We start from the raw sequence: 18,504 nt of genomic DNA, 5'->3' as shown, positions 1-18,504 counted from the left end.
TCTAGGGGATTGTTTGGCATATCAAAAATTTGGCGTTAAGATTGTCGTGTCAATTCTTCGGATATGGTATTTGCAGCAAACACATCATTAACAGACAACCTGTACATTTTACGTGGAGCAGTTGCGCGTACATCTTTTTTCATGTCTACAGGAATTTATACCACCATTACGGGGTAATCCCGTGTTTTAATTATTAGTACCCGCCCCTTTGGCCGTATATTGGCCCTCTTTAGTTCAAATAACTCATTACAAGATTCTTTATGAAAGTCATCAAGTTTGGTGGTTCATCCGTAGCGAACCCCGAAAACATCCAGAAAGTATTTTCCATTATTCAGGAAAAGCTCAAGAAACATGAAATAGCCATTGTTTTTTCTGCATTTGGTGGTGTCACGGAGAGTCTGTTGAAGATTTCCCAAATGGCTCGAGAAGGAGATCAAGCTTACAGGGATATGCTTCAAAGTTTAGAAGAGAAGCACTTGGATATGGTAAGGCAGCTTATTTCTGTCCAAAATCAGTCCACCGTCATGACCTATGTGAAAGTTCGATTCAAAGAGCTGGAAGATTTGTTTCATGGTACCTTCTTGATCAAAGAAAATTCTCCTAGAACATTGGATTATGTAGCCAGTTTTGGAGAGCGATTATCTGCTTTTATTTTATCAGAGTCATTAGCAGGTAAAGGGTTGAAAACTCAGTTTTTAGATGCCAGAGAAGTAATTAGAACCAATGATCGATTTGGTCAGGCAAAGGTCGATTTTGAAACTACCAACGCCTTGATTAGAAGTTATTTTGGGAAAAATGATGGAATAAAAGTAATTACTGGCTTTATCGCCTCTACCTCAAAAGGCGAGACTACTACCTTAGGAAGGTCTGGTTCAGATTATACTGCTTCTATTTTTGCAGGTGCTTTAGAAGCTGAAGATTTAGAAATATGGACTGATGTTTCAGGGGTATTGACCTCTGATCCCCGATTGGTTTATACAGCGTTTACTGTTCCTCAATTGAGCTACAATGAGGCGATGGAACTCTCGCATTTTGGAGCAAAAGTAATATTCCCGGCTACCATGCAACCTGCCATGAAGCGGAATATTCCCATCTATATCAAAAACACCTTTGAACCTGAAAATCCAGGTACCAAAATCAATAGCGAGGTAACCAAAGAGGCTTTGATCAAGGGAGTGAGCTCCATGTCCAACATTTCTATTGTGACTGTACAGGGAGCAGGATTAATTGAGTCAGTTTCTGGAACCAGTAGAGTTTTTAAAGCTTTGGCAGATGCAGAGGTAAATATCGTATTGATTTCGCAAGCATCTTCTGAACACAGCATCTGTTTGGCCATCAAAACTGACGAGGCCTATTTGGCAAAAGAGGCAGTGGAAAAGGAGTTTCACTATGAGATAAAGTCTGGTGAAATGGAAGAAGTCAACTTACTGCACGGTTTCTCAACAGTAGCGGTAGTAGGTGAAAATATGAAACATAACCCAGGTGCTTCGGGAAGAATGTTCCGTGCATTGGGTCGTAATAACATTAACGTAGCGGCAATTGCTCAGGGAAGTTCTGAATTGAATATCTCTGCGGTAATTCCTCAGGCGGATTTACAGAAAGCGTTGAACGCATTACATGAGGCATTCTTCCTTTCTGAAAATAAGGTGCTGCACGTGTTCTTGATAGGGACTGGTTTGATTGGGCAGGCATTGATCAGAATGATCGCCTCCCAGCAGGAAAAGCTTCAGCAGGACAGTATGCTGGATATCCAAATCCACGGGTTGGCCAATAGCCGGTATATGGCTTTCCATGAAGATGGCTTTGATTTGAAAAACCCTTACCAGCTGAGCGAAAGTGACGAAAAGATGGATTTGAATAAATTCATCGAAACGATGGAACACATGAACTTCTCCAATTCAGTGATGGTGGATTGTACTGCATCTTTGGAAGTGGCCAATACCTATTCTAGAATTTTGGAAGCTAAAATTGGAATCGTCACTCCAAACAAAAAAGCCAATTCGGGATCCATGGATCAGTATTTGGCCTTGAAAAAAATCGCCAAGAAGCGAGGTGTGAAATTCCTTTATGAGACCAATGTGGCAGCAGGTCTTCCCGTAATCAATACGCTTCAAGACTTAATGCTTTCTGGTGACCGTGTCATCAGAATCGAGGCAGTATTGAGTGGGTCTATGAATTTTATTTTCTCCGAATTTGAAAAAGGAGCATCTTTTTCCGAGGTAGTAAGAATAGCAAAGGATAAAGGATACACAGAGCCAGATCCTAGAGATGATTTGAGTGGTATGGATGTAGCACGTAAAATTTTGATCTTGGGTAGAGAAGCTGAGCAAACGTTAGAATTTGATGCAGTGAAAGTAGAGGGGATGGTGCCAGACGATTGTGTGGTTACAGCTTCTGTGGAGGAGTTTTTTGAAAGGTTAAAAGCGCATGACCAGGAATTTGAAAAGGTTAGAAAATCAGCTCAAGAAAAAGGGGAGAAACTAAGATTCATGGCAACTCTTGAAAATGGCGCTGCCAAAGTCGGATTAAATTCCTTAAAGGTGGATCATCCATTTAGCAGTCTGCAGGGAAGTGACAATATGATTTTGTTGACTACCGAAAGGTACCATGATTTCCCAATGATCATCAGAGGTCCAGGAGCTGGTGCGGATGTTACTGCAGCAGGAGTATTTGCAGATGTAATTCGAATCGGTAACTATACTCGAGAATGATGCGGTCTGTAAAAGCTTTCGCTCCAGCTACGGTAGCTAATGTTTCCTGTGGCTTTGATATTTTGGGTTTTCCAATCGATGCCATGGGAGATTATGTTGAAGTAACTCGTAGAGATCGTCCCGGTCTAAGAGTGGTTTCTATTGAGGATGATGGAGGGAAACTTCCTTGGGAAGTAGAAAAAAATACCTGCGCAGTGGCTATCCAAGCAATGCTAGAAAGCTACGGAAAGCAAGTTGGAATGGATATCGCGTTGAGGAAAGGACTTCCATTAGGCTCCGGAATGGGCTCCAGTGCAGCGAGTGCAGTGGCAGCTTTAGTGGCGGCCAATCGACTTTTGGGTGATCCTTTTGAACGTAAAGATTTATTGCCCTTTGCTATTGTGGCTGAAAAAGCTGCATGTGGTGCAGGGCATGCAGATAATGTTGCGCCAAGTTTATTGGGAGGATTTGTATTGATCCGAGATTACCATCCTTTAGATGTTATAAAATTACATGTACCTAAAGGATTGTATTGTACCTTACTACATCCCCATTTTGAGTTGAATACTTCTGATTCAAGAAGTGTTTTAAGAGATTCTATTCCCTTAAAGCATTCAACTATCCAATCAGGAAATGTTGCTGGGTTTGTTTCGGGATTATACCAAGAAGATTTTGAATTAATATCCAGATCTATGCGGGACGTGATTGCTGAACCTTACAGGGCCGTATTGATTCCGGGATTTTATGAAGTTAGAGAATCCTTGAAAGCGGCAGGAGCTCTTGGGATGGGGATTTCCGGTTCGGGACCTACTCTTTTTGCTTTGTCAAAAGGGTCAGAACAAACCGCTGCCATGGCCAAAGCCGCAGAAGAAATTTATGAAGGAATAGGTCTAGGCGTGGATGTGTATTTTTCTGCCATCAATACAGTAGGGGCCTATGTGCTCGAAGAAAAGAATTAAACTATGAAATTTTATAGTACAAACAATCCACAGCATCAAGTGAGCCTGGCAAAGGCAGTGATCAAAGGTCTTGCTCCTGACCAAGGCTTGTACATGCCCGAAAAAATCCCTACGCTTTCCAAGGATTTCATAGCAAATATTTCAGGCTTGAGTTTCCAAGAGGTCGGCTATCAGGTGATGGGAGCTTTGTTTTCTGAAGATTTGACGAAAGAAGAAATTAAAGACTTGGTGGATCATACCATAGTTTTTGATGCTCCTATCGTCCAAGTAGAGGAGGGGATATATAGTTTGGAATTGTTTCATGGACCAACTTTGGCTTTCAAAGACTTTGGGGCAAGATTTTGCTCTAAGTTGATGAGTATGCTTTTGACAGGCTCAGATAAAAAAGTTCGTGTGTTAGTAGCGACTTCTGGAGATACCGGGAGTGCTGTAGCCAATGGGTTCTTAGGAGTGGAGGGAGTTGAGGTCATTATTTTATTTCCAAAAGGGAAGGTAAGTGAATTACAGGAGAAGCAGTTTACGACCCTTGGAAAGAATATTAAGGCATTAGAAGTAGAAGGTGTATTTGACGATTGTCAGAAGATGGTCAAAGAGGCGTTTCTAGATAAAGAATTGAATGAGAAACTATTGTTGACCTCAGCAAATTCAATCAATATAGCTCGTTGGATTCCGCAGGCATTGTATTATTTCTATGCTTATTCTAGACTACCTAAAACAAATGAAAAAGTAGTTTTCTCCGTTCCAAGTGGGAATTTCGGAAATATTGCTGCGGGCATTTTAGCTCAGAGAATGGGCTTGCCAATAGATATGTTTGTTGCTGCGACCAATGTCAATAAAGTGGTTCCTGACTATTTGAGAGGTAACCCATTTGAGGCTATGGCTTCCATTCCTACCATCAGCAATAGCATGGATGTGGGCAACCCGAGTAACTTCCCAAGATTATTGGTCCTTTACGGGAATAATGAAGAAATCCTGAAAGAACAAGTAAAGGGTTATTTCTATACCGATGAAGAAACAGTAGAGGTGATGAGAAAAGTAAAATCCCTAGGATACACCTTGGACCCACATGGTGCGGTGGGTTATAAGGGGTTAAAAGATTTTATGGCTGAAAATCCAGGCTACCAAGGCGTGTTTTTGGAGACCGCTCATCCTGGTAAATTCAGGGATGTAGTGGAAGAGGCATTAGAAGAGTCCCTGGTGTTGCCCGAGCGACTAGCAGCTTTTATGACTGGCCAAAAGAAGGTGGAGCCTTTGGAAAATGACTTTCAAGAATTTAAAAAGTATCTAATGAGCCTAGATTAAGGCTCATTATTTTTTTCTCTCAATAGTATAACTGACTAGATTGGCCAAGGAAGTTTTGTATGCAGAATCAGGGAATGAATTCAAGATGTCCAAAGCTTCTTGGTAAAATTGATTCATGATCTTTTTGGCATATTCCAATCCACCGCTTTGCTTGACATATTGGATCACTTCATTCACCGCTTTTTTATCCTCACTTCGGTTTCTGATTAAGCTGATGATCCTTCTTTTTTCCAACCAGTCACTTTGATTCAATGCAAAAATTAAAGGTAAAGTCATCTTCTTTTCTTTGATGTCTATGCCTACTGGTTTTCCGATTTCATCCTCACCATAATCAAAAAGGTCATCTTTGATTTGAAACGCCATTCCCACTTTTTCTCCGAAATTTCTCATTTTTTCGATGGTCTGTGGGTCGCTCTGATTGCTGGATGCTCCCACTGCACAGCAGGATGCGATGAGACTTGCAGTTTTTTGTCGGATGATTTGATAATACACCTCCTCCGTAATATCAAGTTTTCGTGCTTTCGCAATTTGGAGGAGCTCACCTTCTGACATTTCCTTAACTGTATTGGAAACTATTTTCAAAAGATGGAAGTCTTCATTGTCTACACTCAAAAGAAGCCCTCTTGAAAGTAAGTAATCTCCCACGAGCACGGCAATTTTATTCTTCCATAAGGCGTTGACAGAGAAAAAGCCTCTTCGGTAATTGGCATCATCTACCACGTCATCATGAACTAGGGTAGCAGTATGCAAAAGTTCAATCAAAGCAGCACCTCGGTGGGTAGACTCATTGATGTTTCCTGTGACTCCGGCTGTTAGAAATACAAACATTGGGCGCATCTGTTTTCCTTTGCGCTTCACGATGTAATTCATGATATGGTCAAGAAGTTTGACCTTACTTTTCATAAGCCCTCGAAACTTCTGTTCGAATTCTGCCATTTCGGCTTCGATGGGAACTTGTATTTGCTTGAGGTCTGCTTTCATCCGGTAAATTGTGTCGTAAAATTAATACCCTTTCTTTCATGGACAAGGATTATGCTTAGCATAGGCCAAGATTCATGAAGATTGTATTACTTTTTCGACTTTTTTGTATTTTGTATAGATTGAACTACTGCTATAACTTCTCTTTATCCTATCTGTTATGAAAAACATAAGCATTGAAATTAAGTGGGCGATTATTTTCGTTCTCATGTCTTTGGCCTGGATGGTCCTTGAAAAATCTTTGGGCTGGCATGATGAGCATATTGATCAGCACGCTGTATTCACGAATTTTTTTGCGATCCCAGCCATTTTAGTATTTGTATTTGCTTTGCGTGATAAAAAGAAAAGTTATTACAGAGGAAATATTACGTATCTACAGGCATTCTTATCTGGCTTAATTGTTTCCTTGATCATTATGGTGCTGACGCCTTTTGCGCAATATATTACTTTAGAATACATTACCCCTGATTACTTTACGAATGTTATCAAATACTCGGTAAGCTCAGGTGAGTTGACCCAACAAGAGGCCGAAGATTGGTTTAATCTTCAAAGTTATATAGTTCAAGCTACCATAGGAGCCTTAATCATGGGGGTAATCACCTCAGCAATTGTGGCTATTTTTATAAAATCCAAGAAGTAGTGAGGAGATGATCAAGTAAGTGGGGTTGAAGCTAAAGGCTTTTGTTATCTTTGAAGCGTTTTTAAAATTGAATTCCACTTGGAGGAGAAATATCTAAAACATAAGTACGATCCAATCATTCCCAGTAAGAATGAGTGGCCGGTAGTCAAACTGGCTAGGGAACGTAAAGAGTTTGTCAAGAAAGTTTCAGATTTGGCCGAGGATAGGATTCTGGATCTTGCCGACCAAAACCCTGATATTCTAAAAGAGGAGTTGGAAACAACTCTGTATAGAGAGAAGTTGCGGATTAAACAAAACCCATGGGTTGTTGATCCGGATGATGAAGGGTCTTTTTGGGGAGAGGTAAAAGCATCCTTACTTCAAATCAATACCTCTACAGATCTTTCTAAAGATAAAAAGCTTCAGGGTTATAAATCAATTTTAAATAGAATCACCTCCCGTTATGCTGAAGAAATAGCAAGTAATTTCAAACATACCCACTATAAGTTTACCCGAAGTGTGGTGACATTTGGGTTTTCAAGATTGCTAAATGCAGCACGAGTAAAAGGCTTTAAATCCATTTTTAGTAACCAATATACCCTTCAGGATAAAATTCAAATCACTGGGGAAACAGACCAATTGAGAGACTTGGCGACCAAAGGAACCGTTGTGATGGTTCCTACCCATTTCAGCAACTTGGATAGTATTCTCATCGGTTGGACTATTTCAGTTCTGGGCTTGCCTCCCTTTATTTATGGTGCTGGATTGAACCTGTTCAATATTTCTATTTTTGCCTATTTTATGGACTCCCTTGGAGCTTATAAAGTGGACCGGCGGAAAAAGAATTTATTGTATCTGGAGACCTTAAAGACCTATTCGAAAGAAGCGATTAAGTTTGGATGCCATAGTCTATTCTTTCCTGGGGGAACAAGGTCTAGAAGTGGGATGATTGAATCGCGTTTGAAACTCGGGTTGCTAAGCACGGCGATTGAAGCGCAAAGAGCCAATTTCCAAGATCAGAAAAATGATATTTCCGGTAAAGTGTTCATCGTTCCAGTCACGATCAATTACCATTTTGTTTTGGAAGCTCCAAGCTTGATCCGGGATTATTTGAGTATTACGGGCCAAGAACGGTATTACAAGGAAAACGATGAGTTTTCCAACTCTTATAAAATTTCAAAATTCCTCTTCAAGTTCTTTACCAAAGGTTCGGATATCTCTGTTTCTATTGGAAAAGCGATGGACGTGCTAGGTAACTATGTGGATGAAAATGGAGATAGCCTAGACAAAAAAGGGAGGAAGATCAATACCCGGGATTATTTTGTTTCTGACGGCGAGGTAACTGTAGATCATCAGCGGGAAGAGGAGTATGCCAATATGCTTGGTAGAAGAATCGTGGAAGAATTTCATAAAATCAACCGCGTCTTCAGTTCCCATTTAGTGGCTTTTACAGCCTTTGAAATGATTAAGGATTCCAACAAAAAACTGGATTTGTTTGATTTAATCCGTTTACCAGAAGAGGATATTGCGATTCCTTATGAGGAGTTTAAAGTCAATTGTCATCGGGTGATGGACCGGGTGTATGAGCTGAAAAGTCAAGGATTGATTAATGTGGCTCCCCATCTTCAGGATGATATGGATGAAATCATATCGCATGGGTTGGATAATGTGGGGATGTACCATGCCAAGCGACCTTTAATTAGGGATTCCAAAGGCGATATTGTTACAGAGGATATGAGCTTACTTTATTTTTATCATAATAGATTAACCGGCTATGGTCTCGAAAAACTCTTCTAAACCTCAAGAAAAATGTATAGGGGTAATCGGAGTGGGAAGCTTCGGTACTGTGATAGCCAATATGCTGGCAGAAAAAAACCAAGTAATGGTTTATGCTAGAAAAGAGGAAGTAGTTCATGAAATAAACTCCCTTCATTCGGCACAAGGAAAAACACTTAATCCCAAAATCAAAGGTACTAGTAGTCCAAAAGAAATCTGTGAAGCTTGTGAGGTGTTGTTTTTGATGATTTCTTCCTCTGGATTTCAAGATGTAGTCCAATCCTTTGCTCCACATCTTTTTCCATACCATTTAGTGATTCATGGTACCAAAGGGCTCTGTCTAAATTTGGAAAAAGGGCAGACTTTGGATTCAGTTAAAAAAATAAAAAGGTCTCAAATCCTGACCATGAGCGAAGTGATCTTGCAAGAGACAGTGGTTGTGAGAGTGGGTTGTTTGGCTGGTCCAAATCTTTCTAAGGAATTGACGCAAAGTTTACCTGCGGCTACAGTCATTGCGAGTAAATACAATGAGGTGATTTTGGAAGGGCAAAGTTTGTTGCGCTCTGAGAAATTCCAGGTGTATGGAAATTCTGATATTATTGGAGTGGAGTTAAGTGGGGTCTTGAAAAACATCATTGCCATAGCTGCTGGTGCATTAGCAGGTTTAAACCTGGGAGAAAATGCCAAGGGACTACTCATTTCAAGGGGTATGGTGGAGATGGTTCATCTCAGCAATGCACTTGGAGGTAGTGTCAAATCTGTGATTGGATTGGCAGGAATAGGGGATTTGGTTACGACTTGTAATTCAGTTAATTCAAGAAATTTTACCGTCGGATTTAGACTGGCAAATGGGGAAAAGTTGGATGAAATCCTTGCGAGCATGGATGAGGTTGCAGAGGGTGTCAATACCATTCGCGTGATAAAAGCATTCTTGGAAACCGCGGATTTAAGAGCGCCAATCACCGAATACCTATATCGGGTTTTGTTTGAAAATTATGATATTAAAGAAGCACTTCAGTTTTTGATGAAGTACCCCTTTAATGTGGATATTGACTTTGTTTGATGAACCCAAAAATGAAAAAGGCTTCTGAAAATAACTTTCAGAAGCCTTTTTGAAAATGGTTTTCAGGTATTATCTGATAGGGATGATTTTTACCATTAGGCCTGTCCCTTCAGTAACAGCATAAAGATAACCATCAGGACTTTCTTTTACCTGTCTTACTCTTCCTATGTCTTGAAGCATGATTTCTTGAGAAAGAGCTTTGTCCCCATCCATATCCACTCGATTGATATGCATTTTCGCTAATGCTCCTATCAAAATATCGCCTTTCCAAGCTGGATATTTGTCTGAAGTTACCATGGTAATGCCCGCAGTTGCAATAGAGGGAACATAGTAAGTAACTGGCTGTTCCATCCCTTCTTTTTCAGTGATTTCTGTAAGCGTGGTACCGTCATAGTTTTTGCCATAAGAGATCACCGGCCAGCCATAGTTTTTACCTTTTTCGATCAGGTTTAATTCATCACCTCCCATTGGGCCATGCTCTGATTCCCAAAGTCTGTTATTTTCTTTGTCAAAATAGAGTCCTTGTGGATTTCTGCTTCCGTAGGACCAGATAGTAGGAATTGCTCCAGGGCTGTCTACAAAAGGATTGTCCTCAGGAATTCTACCATCATCATGAATCCTGTGGATTTTTCCGTGAGAGTTAGTTAACTCTTGAGCATTCATAGCGGGATTAAACCGGTCACCACTTGAATAAAATAAATATCCATCATTGTCAAAAACTATTCTGCTTCCATAATGATTGCCACCTTTCATAGCAGGTTGGGACTGGGTTAATTCTTCTTGATCTACTGCATTATATCCGTCAAGCCTAAACCTCATAATTGCAGTAGTGCTTTCCTCTTCTGTTATTGGTTTCGCATAGCTAATATATATCCATCCGTTTTCACCGTAATTTGGATGAGCTTGAATATCCAGCAATCCGCCTTGTCCTTTAGTGGATACCTCAGGAAGACCTTGGATTTTTCCTCCTGTAAATTGGTCGTCTTTGAAAACCAGGATTTCCCCTCTTTTTTCAGTGACCAACATAGTGCCGTCACTTAACCAGGTCATGCCCCAAGGATTTTCAAATTCTGTGTAAAGCGTGTCTACGTTGAATAATAATTTCTCTGACTGTACCGCATACGTTTCATCAATTGGTTCAGCAGGCGCTTCTTCCGATACTGTGGCTTTTTGTTCGCAGGAAAAAAGTAAAGCAGTACCGAAGGCTAGGGCGCTTATTTGGGTAAATGATTTTGATAGGATCATAGAGTAAGTCTTATTTTGAACCATGAAGATAAGATAAGTTTATCTTAAAATGGATTTCAGGATGTAGGTTTGCTTTAATTGGTCGAAAATTCAGTTTTGTTGGAAAATTGCAAGGCTTCAGCTACCATGTTTTTGGATCCGATCAACAAAGGAGTTCTTTGGTGGAGGCTAGTAGGTTGAATTTCAAGGATTCGTTTATTTCCATCTGTAGCCACGGCTCCTGCCTGTTCGGCGATGAATGCAAGAGCATTGGCTTCATACATTAACCGTAATTTTCCATTTGGATTCTTTTTGGTGGCAGGATAGATATAAATTCCTCCTTTCAACAAGTTTCGGTGAAAATCTGCTACTAGACTACCGATGTATCGTGCCGAATATTTTTTCACCTTACAATCATCGATGTACTCCTTTATCCCTGGATTCCAATCTTCCTGCGTTCCTTCATTGATGGAGTAAATAGATCCTGATTCAGGAGCTTTTATCATCGGATGAGAAAGAAAGAACTCCCCAAGTGAGTGCTCGTAGGTAAATCCATTGACTCCAAATCCAGTAGTATAAACTAGCATGGTGGATGAACCATAAAGAACATATCCAGAAGCTACCTGTTCGGTTCCTTGCTGCATGATGTCTTCCTCTAGAATAGGGCTTCCAACAGGGGTTTTTCTCCGATAGATGGAAAAAATAGTCCCGATGCTAATATTGACATCAATATTGGAGCTACCGTCTAAAGGATCGATCGCTACAACATATTTTCCGGATTTATTATTTAAATCTATCACTGCGTCCTCTTCTTCGGAAACTATGGCACAGACTTCGCCACCTTTACTTAATGCACGGATAAATCTAATATTGGCAATGACATCGAGTTTCTGTTGTTCTTCACCTTGTACATTGGTTTGGCCAAAAGCACCTCCAATGTTGGAAAGTCCAGCTCGATTGGTCTCTCTGTTGACGATCTTTGAGGCTAAAGCGATATCTCTCAATAGCTGGGAAAGTTCTCCAGAAGCAAATGGAAAGTCGCTTTGTTTTAATTTAATAAATCGGTCTAGTGTGGTGCCTACTGAGTAAGCTAAGCCGCTTTGATCAGGCTGGTATGATGAAATTTTCATGTGTTAGAAAAGTACAAAAATGGATTTGACATATACTAAATTAGAAATAAATATTCATGGCAAAAATGGTTGTTTATAAATTTGGAGGAGCCTCAGTCAAAGATGCTGATGCAATCAAAAATTTGGCTGAAATTCTCCGTAATCGATTGCGAAGAAATATGGTGATTGTTGTTTCTGCCATGGGTAAAACAACGAATGCGTTGGAATCTATATTGGAATTGAAACTCTCCGGAAATGACTATTCTTTGAATAGTGCAAAAATAAAAGAATTTCATTTTCAGATTTGTTCTGAACTATTTCCAAACGGACACCGGATTTTTTTATTGTTAGAAAATCTGTTTATCGCATTGGAGAAAAGGCTTGAATTTGACCTGAACAAGGAGATTTATGATGAATATTACGATTCGGTAATAGGGTATGGAGAACTATTGTCTTCTAGAATTGTAATGGAGTATCTCTGTTTAGAAGGAATGATTACTTTATGGAAAGATGCACGGGAATTCATCAAAACCAACAGTGACTTTCGTTTTGCAAAAATTAATTGGTCTTTGACGAAGGCTTTTTGTCAAAGCCAACTGAGACCTTTGTTGGAAACCTATCCAATCGTGACGCAGGGGTTTATTGGATCTAATGAGCAAAACCTTCCTACTACCTTAGGGAGGGAAGGGTCCGATTTTTCTGCAGCAATTTTAGCGACTTCCTTAAATGCTCAGTCAGTTACTATTTGGAAAGATGTGCCAGGTGTGCTGAATGCTGACCCAAAGAGGTATTCCGATACGGTATTGTTTCAGGAAATCGGATATGAAGAAGCTGCGGAAATGACCTATTATGGAGCTTCGGTAATCCACCCGAAGACGATCAAGCCTTTGGCGATCGCTGGGATCCCGCTTTTTGTCAAATCATTTTTGAAGCCTGATTCTGATGGTACCAAAATTCATCAAACCGAACATACAGTTCAAGTTCCCACTTACATTGTAAAAGAGAAGCAGCTCTTGGTAAGTTTTAAGGTGACAGATTTTACTTTTATTGAGGAGAAACAGATTCATCAGGTGTATGAGCAGTTAAGAGCATTAAAACTTAGGGTGAATATGCTGCAGATTTCTGCGATCAGTATTTCTTTGGTGATGGATTCTCAGCTGTTTATGCTCGAGAAATTGTTGACCAACCTGAAGCCCTTTTTTGAAATCAGGTATAATGAGGGGCTGGAATTACTCACGATTTTGCATCCAGGACAAATTTCTATCGCGGAGCATTTGGAAGGATATGAAGTCCTACTTGAACAAAGTACCCGGAATACCATTCAGGTAGTGAGGAGAAAAAAGGTGGAAAATTAGCCTTTATCAGGTTCTTTTGTCTGATTTTGAGTATTTTCAAAAACAAGATAACCCCCACCTCAGATTTCTATGAAAACCAGAAGAATTTTCTTACAAAAGGCAGGCATATCAGCTTTAGCTTTGAACCTTTCACCTTTTTCTCCTCTATTGGGAGCAAATGAAGAATTAAACATGAATGCAATGGACGAAAAACCCTTAAGAGTAGCCATCATGGGATTAGGCAGTTATGGCAGTCGTGTTGCCCGTGCAATGAAAGATTGTAAAAGGGCAAAATTAGTTGGAGTAATCAGTGGAACTCCTTCCAAAATTGAAGCTTGGCAAGAAGAGTACAATATTCCTGCAAAAAACTGCTACAATTATGAGACCTATTCCCAAATTAAGGATAATCCGGATATTGATGCAGTTTATGTAATTACTCCCAATGGACTCCATAAGGAACATGCGATTGGAGTGGCAAATGCAGGTAAACATGTGATTTGTGAAAAACCAATGGCAGTGAATGCCTCTGAAGCAAAGGAAATGGTGGATGCATGTAAGGCTGCTGGAGTAAAATTACTGATTGGATATAGGATGCATTTTGAGGCCAAAACCCAAGAAGTGATTAAAATGAGGATGAATGGGGAATTTGGAAAAATCTTGTTTTTTCAGGGACTTAGTGGTTTTATTATAGGTGATCCTACCCAGTGGAGACTCAATTATGAGCTGTCAGGGGGAGGAGCTATGATGGATATTGGGATATACTCCATTAATGGAGCAAGGTATATGATAGGAGAAGAACCTATTTGGGTAACTGCTCAAGAGACCAAAAATAATCCTGAGAAATTTAAAGAGGGGGTAGACGAAACGATTCAATTTCAGTTAGGTTTCCCAGGAGGTGCTGTAGCGTCTTGTCTATCTACTTATAGCATGAATAATTTGGATAAGTTCTTCCTGAATGGCTTAAATGGTTTTGCAGAAATGCAACCTTCTACAGGCTATGGTCCAATTGAAGGTAGAACCCACAAAGGTCCTTTGAACCATCCGCATGTCACGCATCAAACCACCCAAATGGATGAAATGGCCGCGATCATTCTGGATGGGAAAAAGCCTTTGGTTCCAGTTGATGGAGAGGAGGGCTTGAAAGACATGGTGATTATTGATGCAATTTATAAAGCAGTAAAAGAGGGAAGGAAAATTTCTTTGGTCTAAAAAATTGCTTAAAGTGGTCGCTGCACAAATATTAAGTCCAGCCATTGATCAAATTTCCAGCCTACTTCTTTAAATCTTCCAACTTCCTGAAAGCCTAATTTCCTGTGGAAATGAAGACTATTAAGGTTGCTTGCATCTATTCCACCAACCATGAGGTGAAACCCTTTTTCTTTGGCGTGGGAAATCAATTCTTTCATCAATGAATACCCTATTCCTTTTCCTCTAAATTGGGGATGGATATATACGGAATGCTCTACAGTAAATTGATATCCTGGTTTTGGCCTAAAGGTACCGTAGGTCGCGAAGCCTACAATTTGGTTTTCTCGTTCTGCAACCAGAATAGGAAACCCTGCTTTAGCTTTTTCTTGGAACCAGTAGTTTTGGAATTCTAAGGTTTTGGGGGCATAGTCATAATTGACTGTGGAATGCTTGATTTCATGGTTGTTGATTTCCAAGATTGCCTGAAGGTCTCTTTCTAAGGCAAATCGAACCTTTGTCTCATTTTCAACGGACATATCTCAATATGATTCTTTCAATTCCGGGGAGATAGGCTGTCCCGAATAGGTTCAAATGAACAAGCAAAGGATATAAATTATAAATGCCCATTCTGGCTTCAAAATCAGGTTCCAATGGTATAATGGATTCATAGGATTGATAAAATCGAGAATCAAATCCTCCAAAAAGTCTGCTAAAGGCGATGTCCATTTCCCTATGACCGAAATAAACGGCAGGATCAATCAAGCAAGGTTGACCTTCCGGGTTACATAATACATTCCCTGACCATAAATCTCCATGGAGTAAAGAAGGTTTTTCGGGGGGGATGATTTTTTCTATCACCTGGTATATCGATTGGAATTTTTTTAAAAAATCCAAAGGGATTAACCTGTCAAAATAGGCTTTGCCTAGTAAGGGTTCTAATCGTTGTTCAATGTAAAAGTCTACCCAACTGGAAGTTTGTAGATTTCTTTGATTTAAGGTGGCGATATAATTGTCCTCTGAGAGTCCAAATGATTTACTTGTTTTTAAGTGTAAATCAGCCAATCCAAAGCCCAGAGTTTCCCAGTAATCTAATTGATATCTACCAGAGGGGATGAATTCAGATAATAAAAAATTATAGTCTCCAACCCTTCCACAACCAAATGTTTCAGGAATTTGAAGAAATGTGTTTTTTCTTAAGTAATCTAGCCCTTGAGATTCTTTGTGGAGGATATCTTTCTCATGGTCAAAGTTTAATTTGAGAAAGAAGTTTCCATCGTTGGTTTCAATGCGTATTCCTTGGTTGTGGTTACCTGCCGCAACCAAAGAGGCTGATTTTAATTTTACCTGTGGACCCAGGCTTTGATAAAGTACTTTTTCATAGATATCATTCAAATCATACATAGAGTTGATGTGTCTCTATTACTTTCTCAAGGAACTTATCGATTGCTTTATCTAAAATTTTATAGATTTCTTCGAAGCCTTCCTCACCCCCATAATAAGGGTCTGGAACAGACTTACCCTCGGACCCTGGGACAAAATCTCTCATGAGATGAACCTCTTTGTCAGGATATCCAAACCTAACTTTCATATTGTTTAAGTTCCTGAGATTGTTATCATCCATGGCAAGGATGTAATCAAAATCCCTGAAATCCGTTCTGTTGACTTGTCTTCCTCTATGGTTGATAGGGAGCCCATATTTTTTTCCAATCAATATGGTTCGTTCATCTGGAAGCTCTCCAATATGAAAATCTGATGTGCCAGCACTATCCGATTTAAAAGTCGTGGGAAGATTCGCTTCTTTGATTTTCGCATCAAAAATAGCTTCCGCCAAGGGCGACCTACAAATATTACCTAAACAAACGAATAAAACTCTAATCATATCTCAATTACTCCGACCGATTTTTTTTTAAAAAACAGATGCTTTTGAAAGTACTTAATTTTAAGGTTAAATGCACGTGAGAATTTTTATTTTTTTAAGTCGAAATAAAAATAAAAGCATTTTTAATGGATTAATTCAAACCCTTGGTTAGTCATGCTAAAGATGTCATAGCGTTTGGCTACTTTTGGCAAATGAATTTGCTGTATAGAATAGCGATCGCACTGATAACCTATTTATTGCCTTTAGTTGGCTTATTTAGTGCAAAGATTAACCATTTTTTAAAAGGGCGAAAGGGTCTGCATAAGAATCTGCAAAATTTCAGATCGAAAAATCCCGGAGATTTGGCTTGGTTTCATGTTGCGTCCTTAGGAGAATATGAACAGGCAAAGCCGGTAATAGCCAAATTAAAGCAAGAAAAACCTTCTCTATTTATTTTGGTAAGTTTCTTCAGTCCATCGGGATACGATATTGCGATTAGGAAATCTCAGGCTCATGTAGATTACATCACTTATATTTCCTTAGATAGAAAATCATGGGCTTTTGAATTTGTAAGCATCTTAAATCCGAGTATTGCTTTTTTTGTAAAATATGACCTATGGTATCATCATATTTTGGCTTTGTCCCAGAAAAAGGTGCCTATCATTCTTTTTTCAGCTTCATTCAGGCCAACTCAAAAGTATTTCAAGTCAGATGGTTTCTTTAGAAGCATATTATTCAAACTGGATCAAATATTTACTCAAAATCAAGCTAGTCTGGACCTTTTAGAGCACATAGGGTATTCAAATGGGATTTTGGCAGGGGATACAAGATTTGACCGAGTGGTGGAAACTGCCCGCTCTCCAAAGACTTTCCCTGAAATCGAATCTTGGGCCCAAGATAAAAAAGTCATGGTATTGGGATCAGTTTGGGAAGAGGATATGGAAATCCTCATTCCACTTATGAATCAGGTAAAAGATTATTTATGGATCATAGCACCTCATGATTTGTCTCCTGAGCCTATGGCTGCTTGGGCGAATTCAATTCAACTTCCTTCCACCAAGTATTCTGAGACTAAGGATTTTGAAGGAAAGCAGGTGTTGTTTATCGATAATATTGGGATGCTTTCTTCTTTGTATCAGTATGGAGATTTTGCTTATGTGGGAGGAGCTTTTGGAAAAGGACTGCATAATATTCTAGAACCATTGGGGTTTGGAATTCCTGTACTTTTCGGATCATTGAAAAACACCTCGAAATTCCCTGAATCAGAGCAAAGTGTGAATGAAGGCTGTGGTTTTGAAGTAAAAAATGCGGAGGACCTAAAAAAAGTATTTGAGGAATTGCAAGTAGAGGAGTTTTACCAGAAAGCGAAAGAAGCCTCGAATCACTGGGTTTCTGCCAATATAGGAGCAGCAGAAAAGATAATCAATCGGGTTTTGTTAAATTATCCACTCAATGGAAGGTAGAGTTATAAAGTCAACAGGCAGTTGGTATGTCGTCAAAACCGACTCAGAATTTATTTCTGCAAGGTTGAAAGGCAAGTTCAAGCAGGAGGATTTGAAGTTAACGAATCCTATTGCGGTGGGGGACTGGGTGACTTTATCGAAAGAAGAAAACCAAGAAACAGCGATAATTTCTGCGATACATCCTAGAGAAAATTATGTGATCCGTAAATCCACACGCAAACAGCATTTCTCACATATCATTGCCAGTAATGTGGATCAGTCCATGTTGGTAATAACTATGAAAAAGCCAAGGACTTCATTAGGTTTTATAGATCGATTTTTGGTAAGTACTGAGAGTTTTAGGATTCCGGCGATTTTGGTTGTGAATAAAGTGGATCTTCTGGAAGGCGAGGATGCGGAAGATTGGTTACTTGATATCCATGAGATTTATGAACCATTGGGGTACCAAGTGATTGAGATTTCAGCTATAAATGACAAAGATTTATTGGATAAATTTCATCCCTTACTTCAAGGTAAATCTACATTGATAGCGGGGCATTCTGGCGTAGGCAAATCAACACTTTTGAATAAGCTTGTTCCTGAGGCATCACAAGACACCAAGGAAATTTCGGGGTTTAGCGCTAAAGGTGTTCATACTACAACCTTCGCTGAGCTTTTTCCGGTGAAGGGGGGAGGAGATTTGATTGATACTCCTGGAATTAAGGAGTTTGGTATTTTGGATGTAGAGGACTATGAGTTGTCACATTATTTCCCAGAGATGAGAAAATACCTCGGTGAATGTAAATACAATAATTGTCGGCATATCAACGAGCCTGGCTGTGTAGTTCGGAAGAAAGTAGAAGAAGGGTATATCCATCCTTATCGATATCAGAGTTATCTCAACATCTTGAATGAGGAGGATTCCTACCGTTAAGCATATCTTAATTTTGAAACCTTAGAGA

16 protein-coding genes are annotated in these 18,504 nt (G+C 39.6%); 10 read left to right on the top strand and 6 right to left on the bottom strand.

What is annotated here, in order from left to right:
- Positions 1 to 260 precede the first annotated feature (260 nt).
- Genes thrA through thrC form a run of 3 tightly spaced genes read left to right on the top strand, consistent with a single transcriptional unit; the run spans position 261 to position 4,951 of the window.
- Complete coding sequence (gene thrA / locus BUR11_RS12380; protein ID WP_074225314.1) at positions 261 to 2,711, top strand: bifunctional aspartate kinase/homoserine dehydrogenase I; 2,451 nt, start codon at positions 261 to 263, stop codon at positions 2,709 to 2,711.
- The gene (locus BUR11_RS12375) at positions 2,711 to 3,649 is read left to right on the top strand and encodes a homoserine kinase (protein WP_074226115.1); all 939 of its coding nucleotides are present in this window, start codon (positions 2,711 to 2,713) and stop codon (positions 3,647 to 3,649) included. Before thrA ends, BUR11_RS12375 begins: the two co-directional genes overlap by 1 nt.
- A 3-nt stretch (positions 3,650 to 3,652) precedes the next feature.
- Positions 3,653 to 4,951: a threonine synthase gene (gene thrC, locus BUR11_RS12370; RefSeq protein WP_074225313.1), complete on the top strand. Its 1,299-nt coding sequence runs from the start codon at positions 3,653 to 3,655 to the stop codon at positions 4,949 to 4,951.
- Between the two features lie 6 nt (positions 4,952 to 4,957).
- On the opposite strand, the gene BUR11_RS12365 is transcribed toward thrC, so the two are convergent.
- A complete protein-coding gene (locus BUR11_RS12365) occupies positions 4,958 to 5,932 on the bottom strand; it encodes a polyprenyl synthetase family protein (RefSeq protein ID WP_074225312.1) in 975 nt (324 codons plus the stop codon).
- 157 nt (positions 5,933 to 6,089) lie between these two features.
- Here BUR11_RS12365 and BUR11_RS12360 point away from each other — a divergent pair, with 157 nt between their 5' ends.
- The 3 genes from BUR11_RS12360 (at position 6,090) to BUR11_RS12350 (ending at position 9,387) form a co-directional block, all read left to right on the top strand.
- Positions 6,090 to 6,569 carry a DUF4199 domain-containing protein gene (locus BUR11_RS12360; protein ID WP_074225311.1) on the top strand — a complete coding sequence of 160 codons (480 nt, stop codon included), beginning with the start codon at positions 6,090 to 6,092 and terminating at the stop codon, positions 6,567 to 6,569.
- A gap of 78 nt (positions 6,570 to 6,647) precedes the next feature.
- Positions 6,648 to 8,345 carry a 1-acyl-sn-glycerol-3-phosphate acyltransferase gene (locus BUR11_RS12355; protein ID WP_074225310.1) on the top strand — a complete coding sequence of 566 codons (1,698 nt, stop codon included), beginning with the start codon at positions 6,648 to 6,650 and terminating at the stop codon, positions 8,343 to 8,345.
- On the top strand, positions 8,323 to 9,387 hold the full coding sequence (locus BUR11_RS12350) for an NAD(P)H-dependent glycerol-3-phosphate dehydrogenase (RefSeq protein ID WP_074225309.1): 1,065 nt from the start codon (positions 8,323 to 8,325) through the stop codon (positions 9,385 to 9,387). Before BUR11_RS12355 ends, BUR11_RS12350 begins: the two co-directional genes overlap by 23 nt.
- A 69-nt stretch (positions 9,388 to 9,456) precedes the next feature.
- On the opposite strand, the gene BUR11_RS12345 is transcribed toward BUR11_RS12350, so the two are convergent.
- Together BUR11_RS12345 and fbp are read right to left on the bottom strand one after the other, a co-directional pair.
- Positions 9,457 to 10,632 (bottom strand): PQQ-dependent sugar dehydrogenase, encoded by a 1,176-nt coding sequence (locus BUR11_RS12345; RefSeq protein ID WP_074226114.1) that lies wholly within the window; start codon positions 10,630 to 10,632, stop codon positions 9,457 to 9,459.
- A 74-nt stretch (positions 10,633 to 10,706) separates the two neighbouring features.
- Positions 10,707 to 11,741: a class 1 fructose-bisphosphatase gene (gene fbp, locus BUR11_RS12340; protein ID WP_074225308.1), complete on the bottom strand. Its 1,035-nt coding sequence runs from the start codon at positions 11,739 to 11,741 to the stop codon at positions 10,707 to 10,709.
- 56 nt (positions 11,742 to 11,797) lie between these two features.
- On the opposite strand from fbp, the gene BUR11_RS12335 reads away from it, so the two are divergent.
- Together BUR11_RS12335 and BUR11_RS12330 are read left to right on the top strand one after the other, a co-directional pair.
- Positions 11,798 to 13,075 (top strand): aspartate kinase, encoded by a 1,278-nt coding sequence (locus tag BUR11_RS12335; RefSeq protein ID WP_074225307.1) that lies wholly within the window; start codon positions 11,798 to 11,800, stop codon positions 13,073 to 13,075.
- A 69-nt stretch (positions 13,076 to 13,144) separates the two neighbouring features.
- On the top strand, positions 13,145 to 14,263 hold the full coding sequence (locus BUR11_RS12330; protein ID WP_074225306.1) for a Gfo/Idh/MocA family protein: 1,119 nt from the start codon (positions 13,145 to 13,147) through the stop codon (positions 14,261 to 14,263).
- 8 nt (positions 14,264 to 14,271) lie between these two features.
- On the opposite strand, the gene BUR11_RS12325 is transcribed toward BUR11_RS12330, so the two are convergent.
- Genes BUR11_RS12325 through BUR11_RS12315 form a run of 3 tightly spaced genes read right to left on the bottom strand, consistent with a single transcriptional unit; the run spans position 14,272 to position 16,121 of the window.
- Complete coding sequence (locus tag BUR11_RS12325; protein ID WP_074225305.1) at positions 14,272 to 14,778, bottom strand: GNAT family N-acetyltransferase; 507 nt, start codon at positions 14,776 to 14,778, stop codon at positions 14,272 to 14,274.
- Entirely contained in the window at positions 14,768 to 15,643 is an 876-nt protein-coding gene (locus tag BUR11_RS12320) for a fructosamine kinase family protein (RefSeq protein WP_074225304.1), read from the bottom strand. Before BUR11_RS12320 ends, BUR11_RS12325 begins: the two co-directional genes overlap by 11 nt.
- Positions 15,636 to 16,121, bottom strand: coding sequence for a low molecular weight protein-tyrosine-phosphatase (locus tag BUR11_RS12315; protein WP_074225303.1), 486 nt, complete (start codon positions 16,119 to 16,121; stop codon positions 15,636 to 15,638). Before BUR11_RS12315 ends, BUR11_RS12320 begins: the two co-directional genes overlap by 8 nt.
- Before the next feature lie 191 nt (positions 16,122 to 16,312).
- On the opposite strand from BUR11_RS12315, the gene BUR11_RS12310 reads away from it, so the two are divergent.
- Both BUR11_RS12310 and rsgA read left to right on the top strand, forming a co-directional pair.
- Entirely contained in the window at positions 16,313 to 17,563 is a 1,251-nt protein-coding gene (locus tag BUR11_RS12310; RefSeq protein ID WP_074225302.1) for a 3-deoxy-D-manno-octulosonic acid transferase, read from the top strand.
- Complete coding sequence (gene rsgA, locus BUR11_RS12305) at positions 17,553 to 18,476, top strand: ribosome small subunit-dependent GTPase A (RefSeq protein ID WP_074225301.1); 924 nt, start codon at positions 17,553 to 17,555, stop codon at positions 18,474 to 18,476. The genes BUR11_RS12310 and rsgA overlap by 11 nt, the downstream gene beginning before the upstream one ends.
- Positions 18,477 to 18,504: the final 28 nt, after the last annotated feature.

The sequence above is a fragment of the Algoriphagus halophilus genome (assembly GCF_900129785.1).
Taxonomy (GTDB): Bacteria; Bacteroidota; Bacteroidia; order Cytophagales; family Cyclobacteriaceae; genus Algoriphagus; species Algoriphagus halophilus.
The sequence above is the reverse complement of the archived record's forward strand: the minus strand, read 5'-3'. Positions and strand labels throughout refer to the sequence as shown.

Coding starts and splice junctions, on each gene's coding strand:
- BUR11_RS12320 (WP_074225304.1), bottom strand. CDS start 15,643: ATGTATGATTTGAATGATATCTATGAAAAAGTACTTTATCAAAGCCTG.
- BUR11_RS12350 (WP_074225309.1), top strand. CDS start 8,323: ATGGTCTCGAAAAACTCTTCTAAACCTCAAGAAAAATGTATAGGGGTA.
- BUR11_RS12345 (WP_074226114.1), bottom strand. CDS start 10,632: ATGATCCTATCAAAATCATTTACCCAAATAAGCGCCCTAGCCTTCGGT.
- BUR11_RS12325 (WP_074225305.1), bottom strand. CDS start 14,778: ATGTCCGTTGAAAATGAGACAAAGGTTCGATTTGCCTTAGAAAGAGAC.
- BUR11_RS12335 (WP_074225307.1), top strand. CDS start 11,798: ATGGCAAAAATGGTTGTTTATAAATTTGGAGGAGCCTCAGTCAAAGAT.
- BUR11_RS12360 (WP_074225311.1), top strand. CDS start 6,090: ATGAAAAACATAAGCATTGAAATTAAGTGGGCGATTATTTTCGTTCTC.
- BUR11_RS12330 (WP_074225306.1), top strand. CDS start 13,145: ATGAAAACCAGAAGAATTTTCTTACAAAAGGCAGGCATATCAGCTTTA.
- BUR11_RS12315 (WP_074225303.1), bottom strand. CDS start 16,121: ATGATTAGAGTTTTATTCGTTTGTTTAGGTAATATTTGTAGGTCGCCC.
- fbp (WP_074225308.1), bottom strand. CDS start 11,741: ATGAAAATTTCATCATACCAGCCTGATCAAAGCGGCTTAGCTTACTCA.
- thrC (WP_074225313.1), top strand. CDS start 3,653: ATGAAATTTTATAGTACAAACAATCCACAGCATCAAGTGAGCCTGGCA.
- BUR11_RS12375 (WP_074226115.1), top strand. CDS start 2,711: ATGCGGTCTGTAAAAGCTTTCGCTCCAGCTACGGTAGCTAATGTTTCC.
- BUR11_RS12365 (WP_074225312.1), bottom strand. CDS start 5,932: ATGAAAGCAGACCTCAAGCAAATACAAGTTCCCATCGAAGCCGAAATG.
- rsgA (WP_074225301.1), top strand. CDS start 17,553: ATGGAAGGTAGAGTTATAAAGTCAACAGGCAGTTGGTATGTCGTCAAA.
- thrA (WP_074225314.1), top strand. CDS start 261: ATGAAAGTCATCAAGTTTGGTGGTTCATCCGTAGCGAACCCCGAAAAC.
- BUR11_RS12310 (WP_074225302.1), top strand. CDS start 16,313: ATGAATTTGCTGTATAGAATAGCGATCGCACTGATAACCTATTTATTG.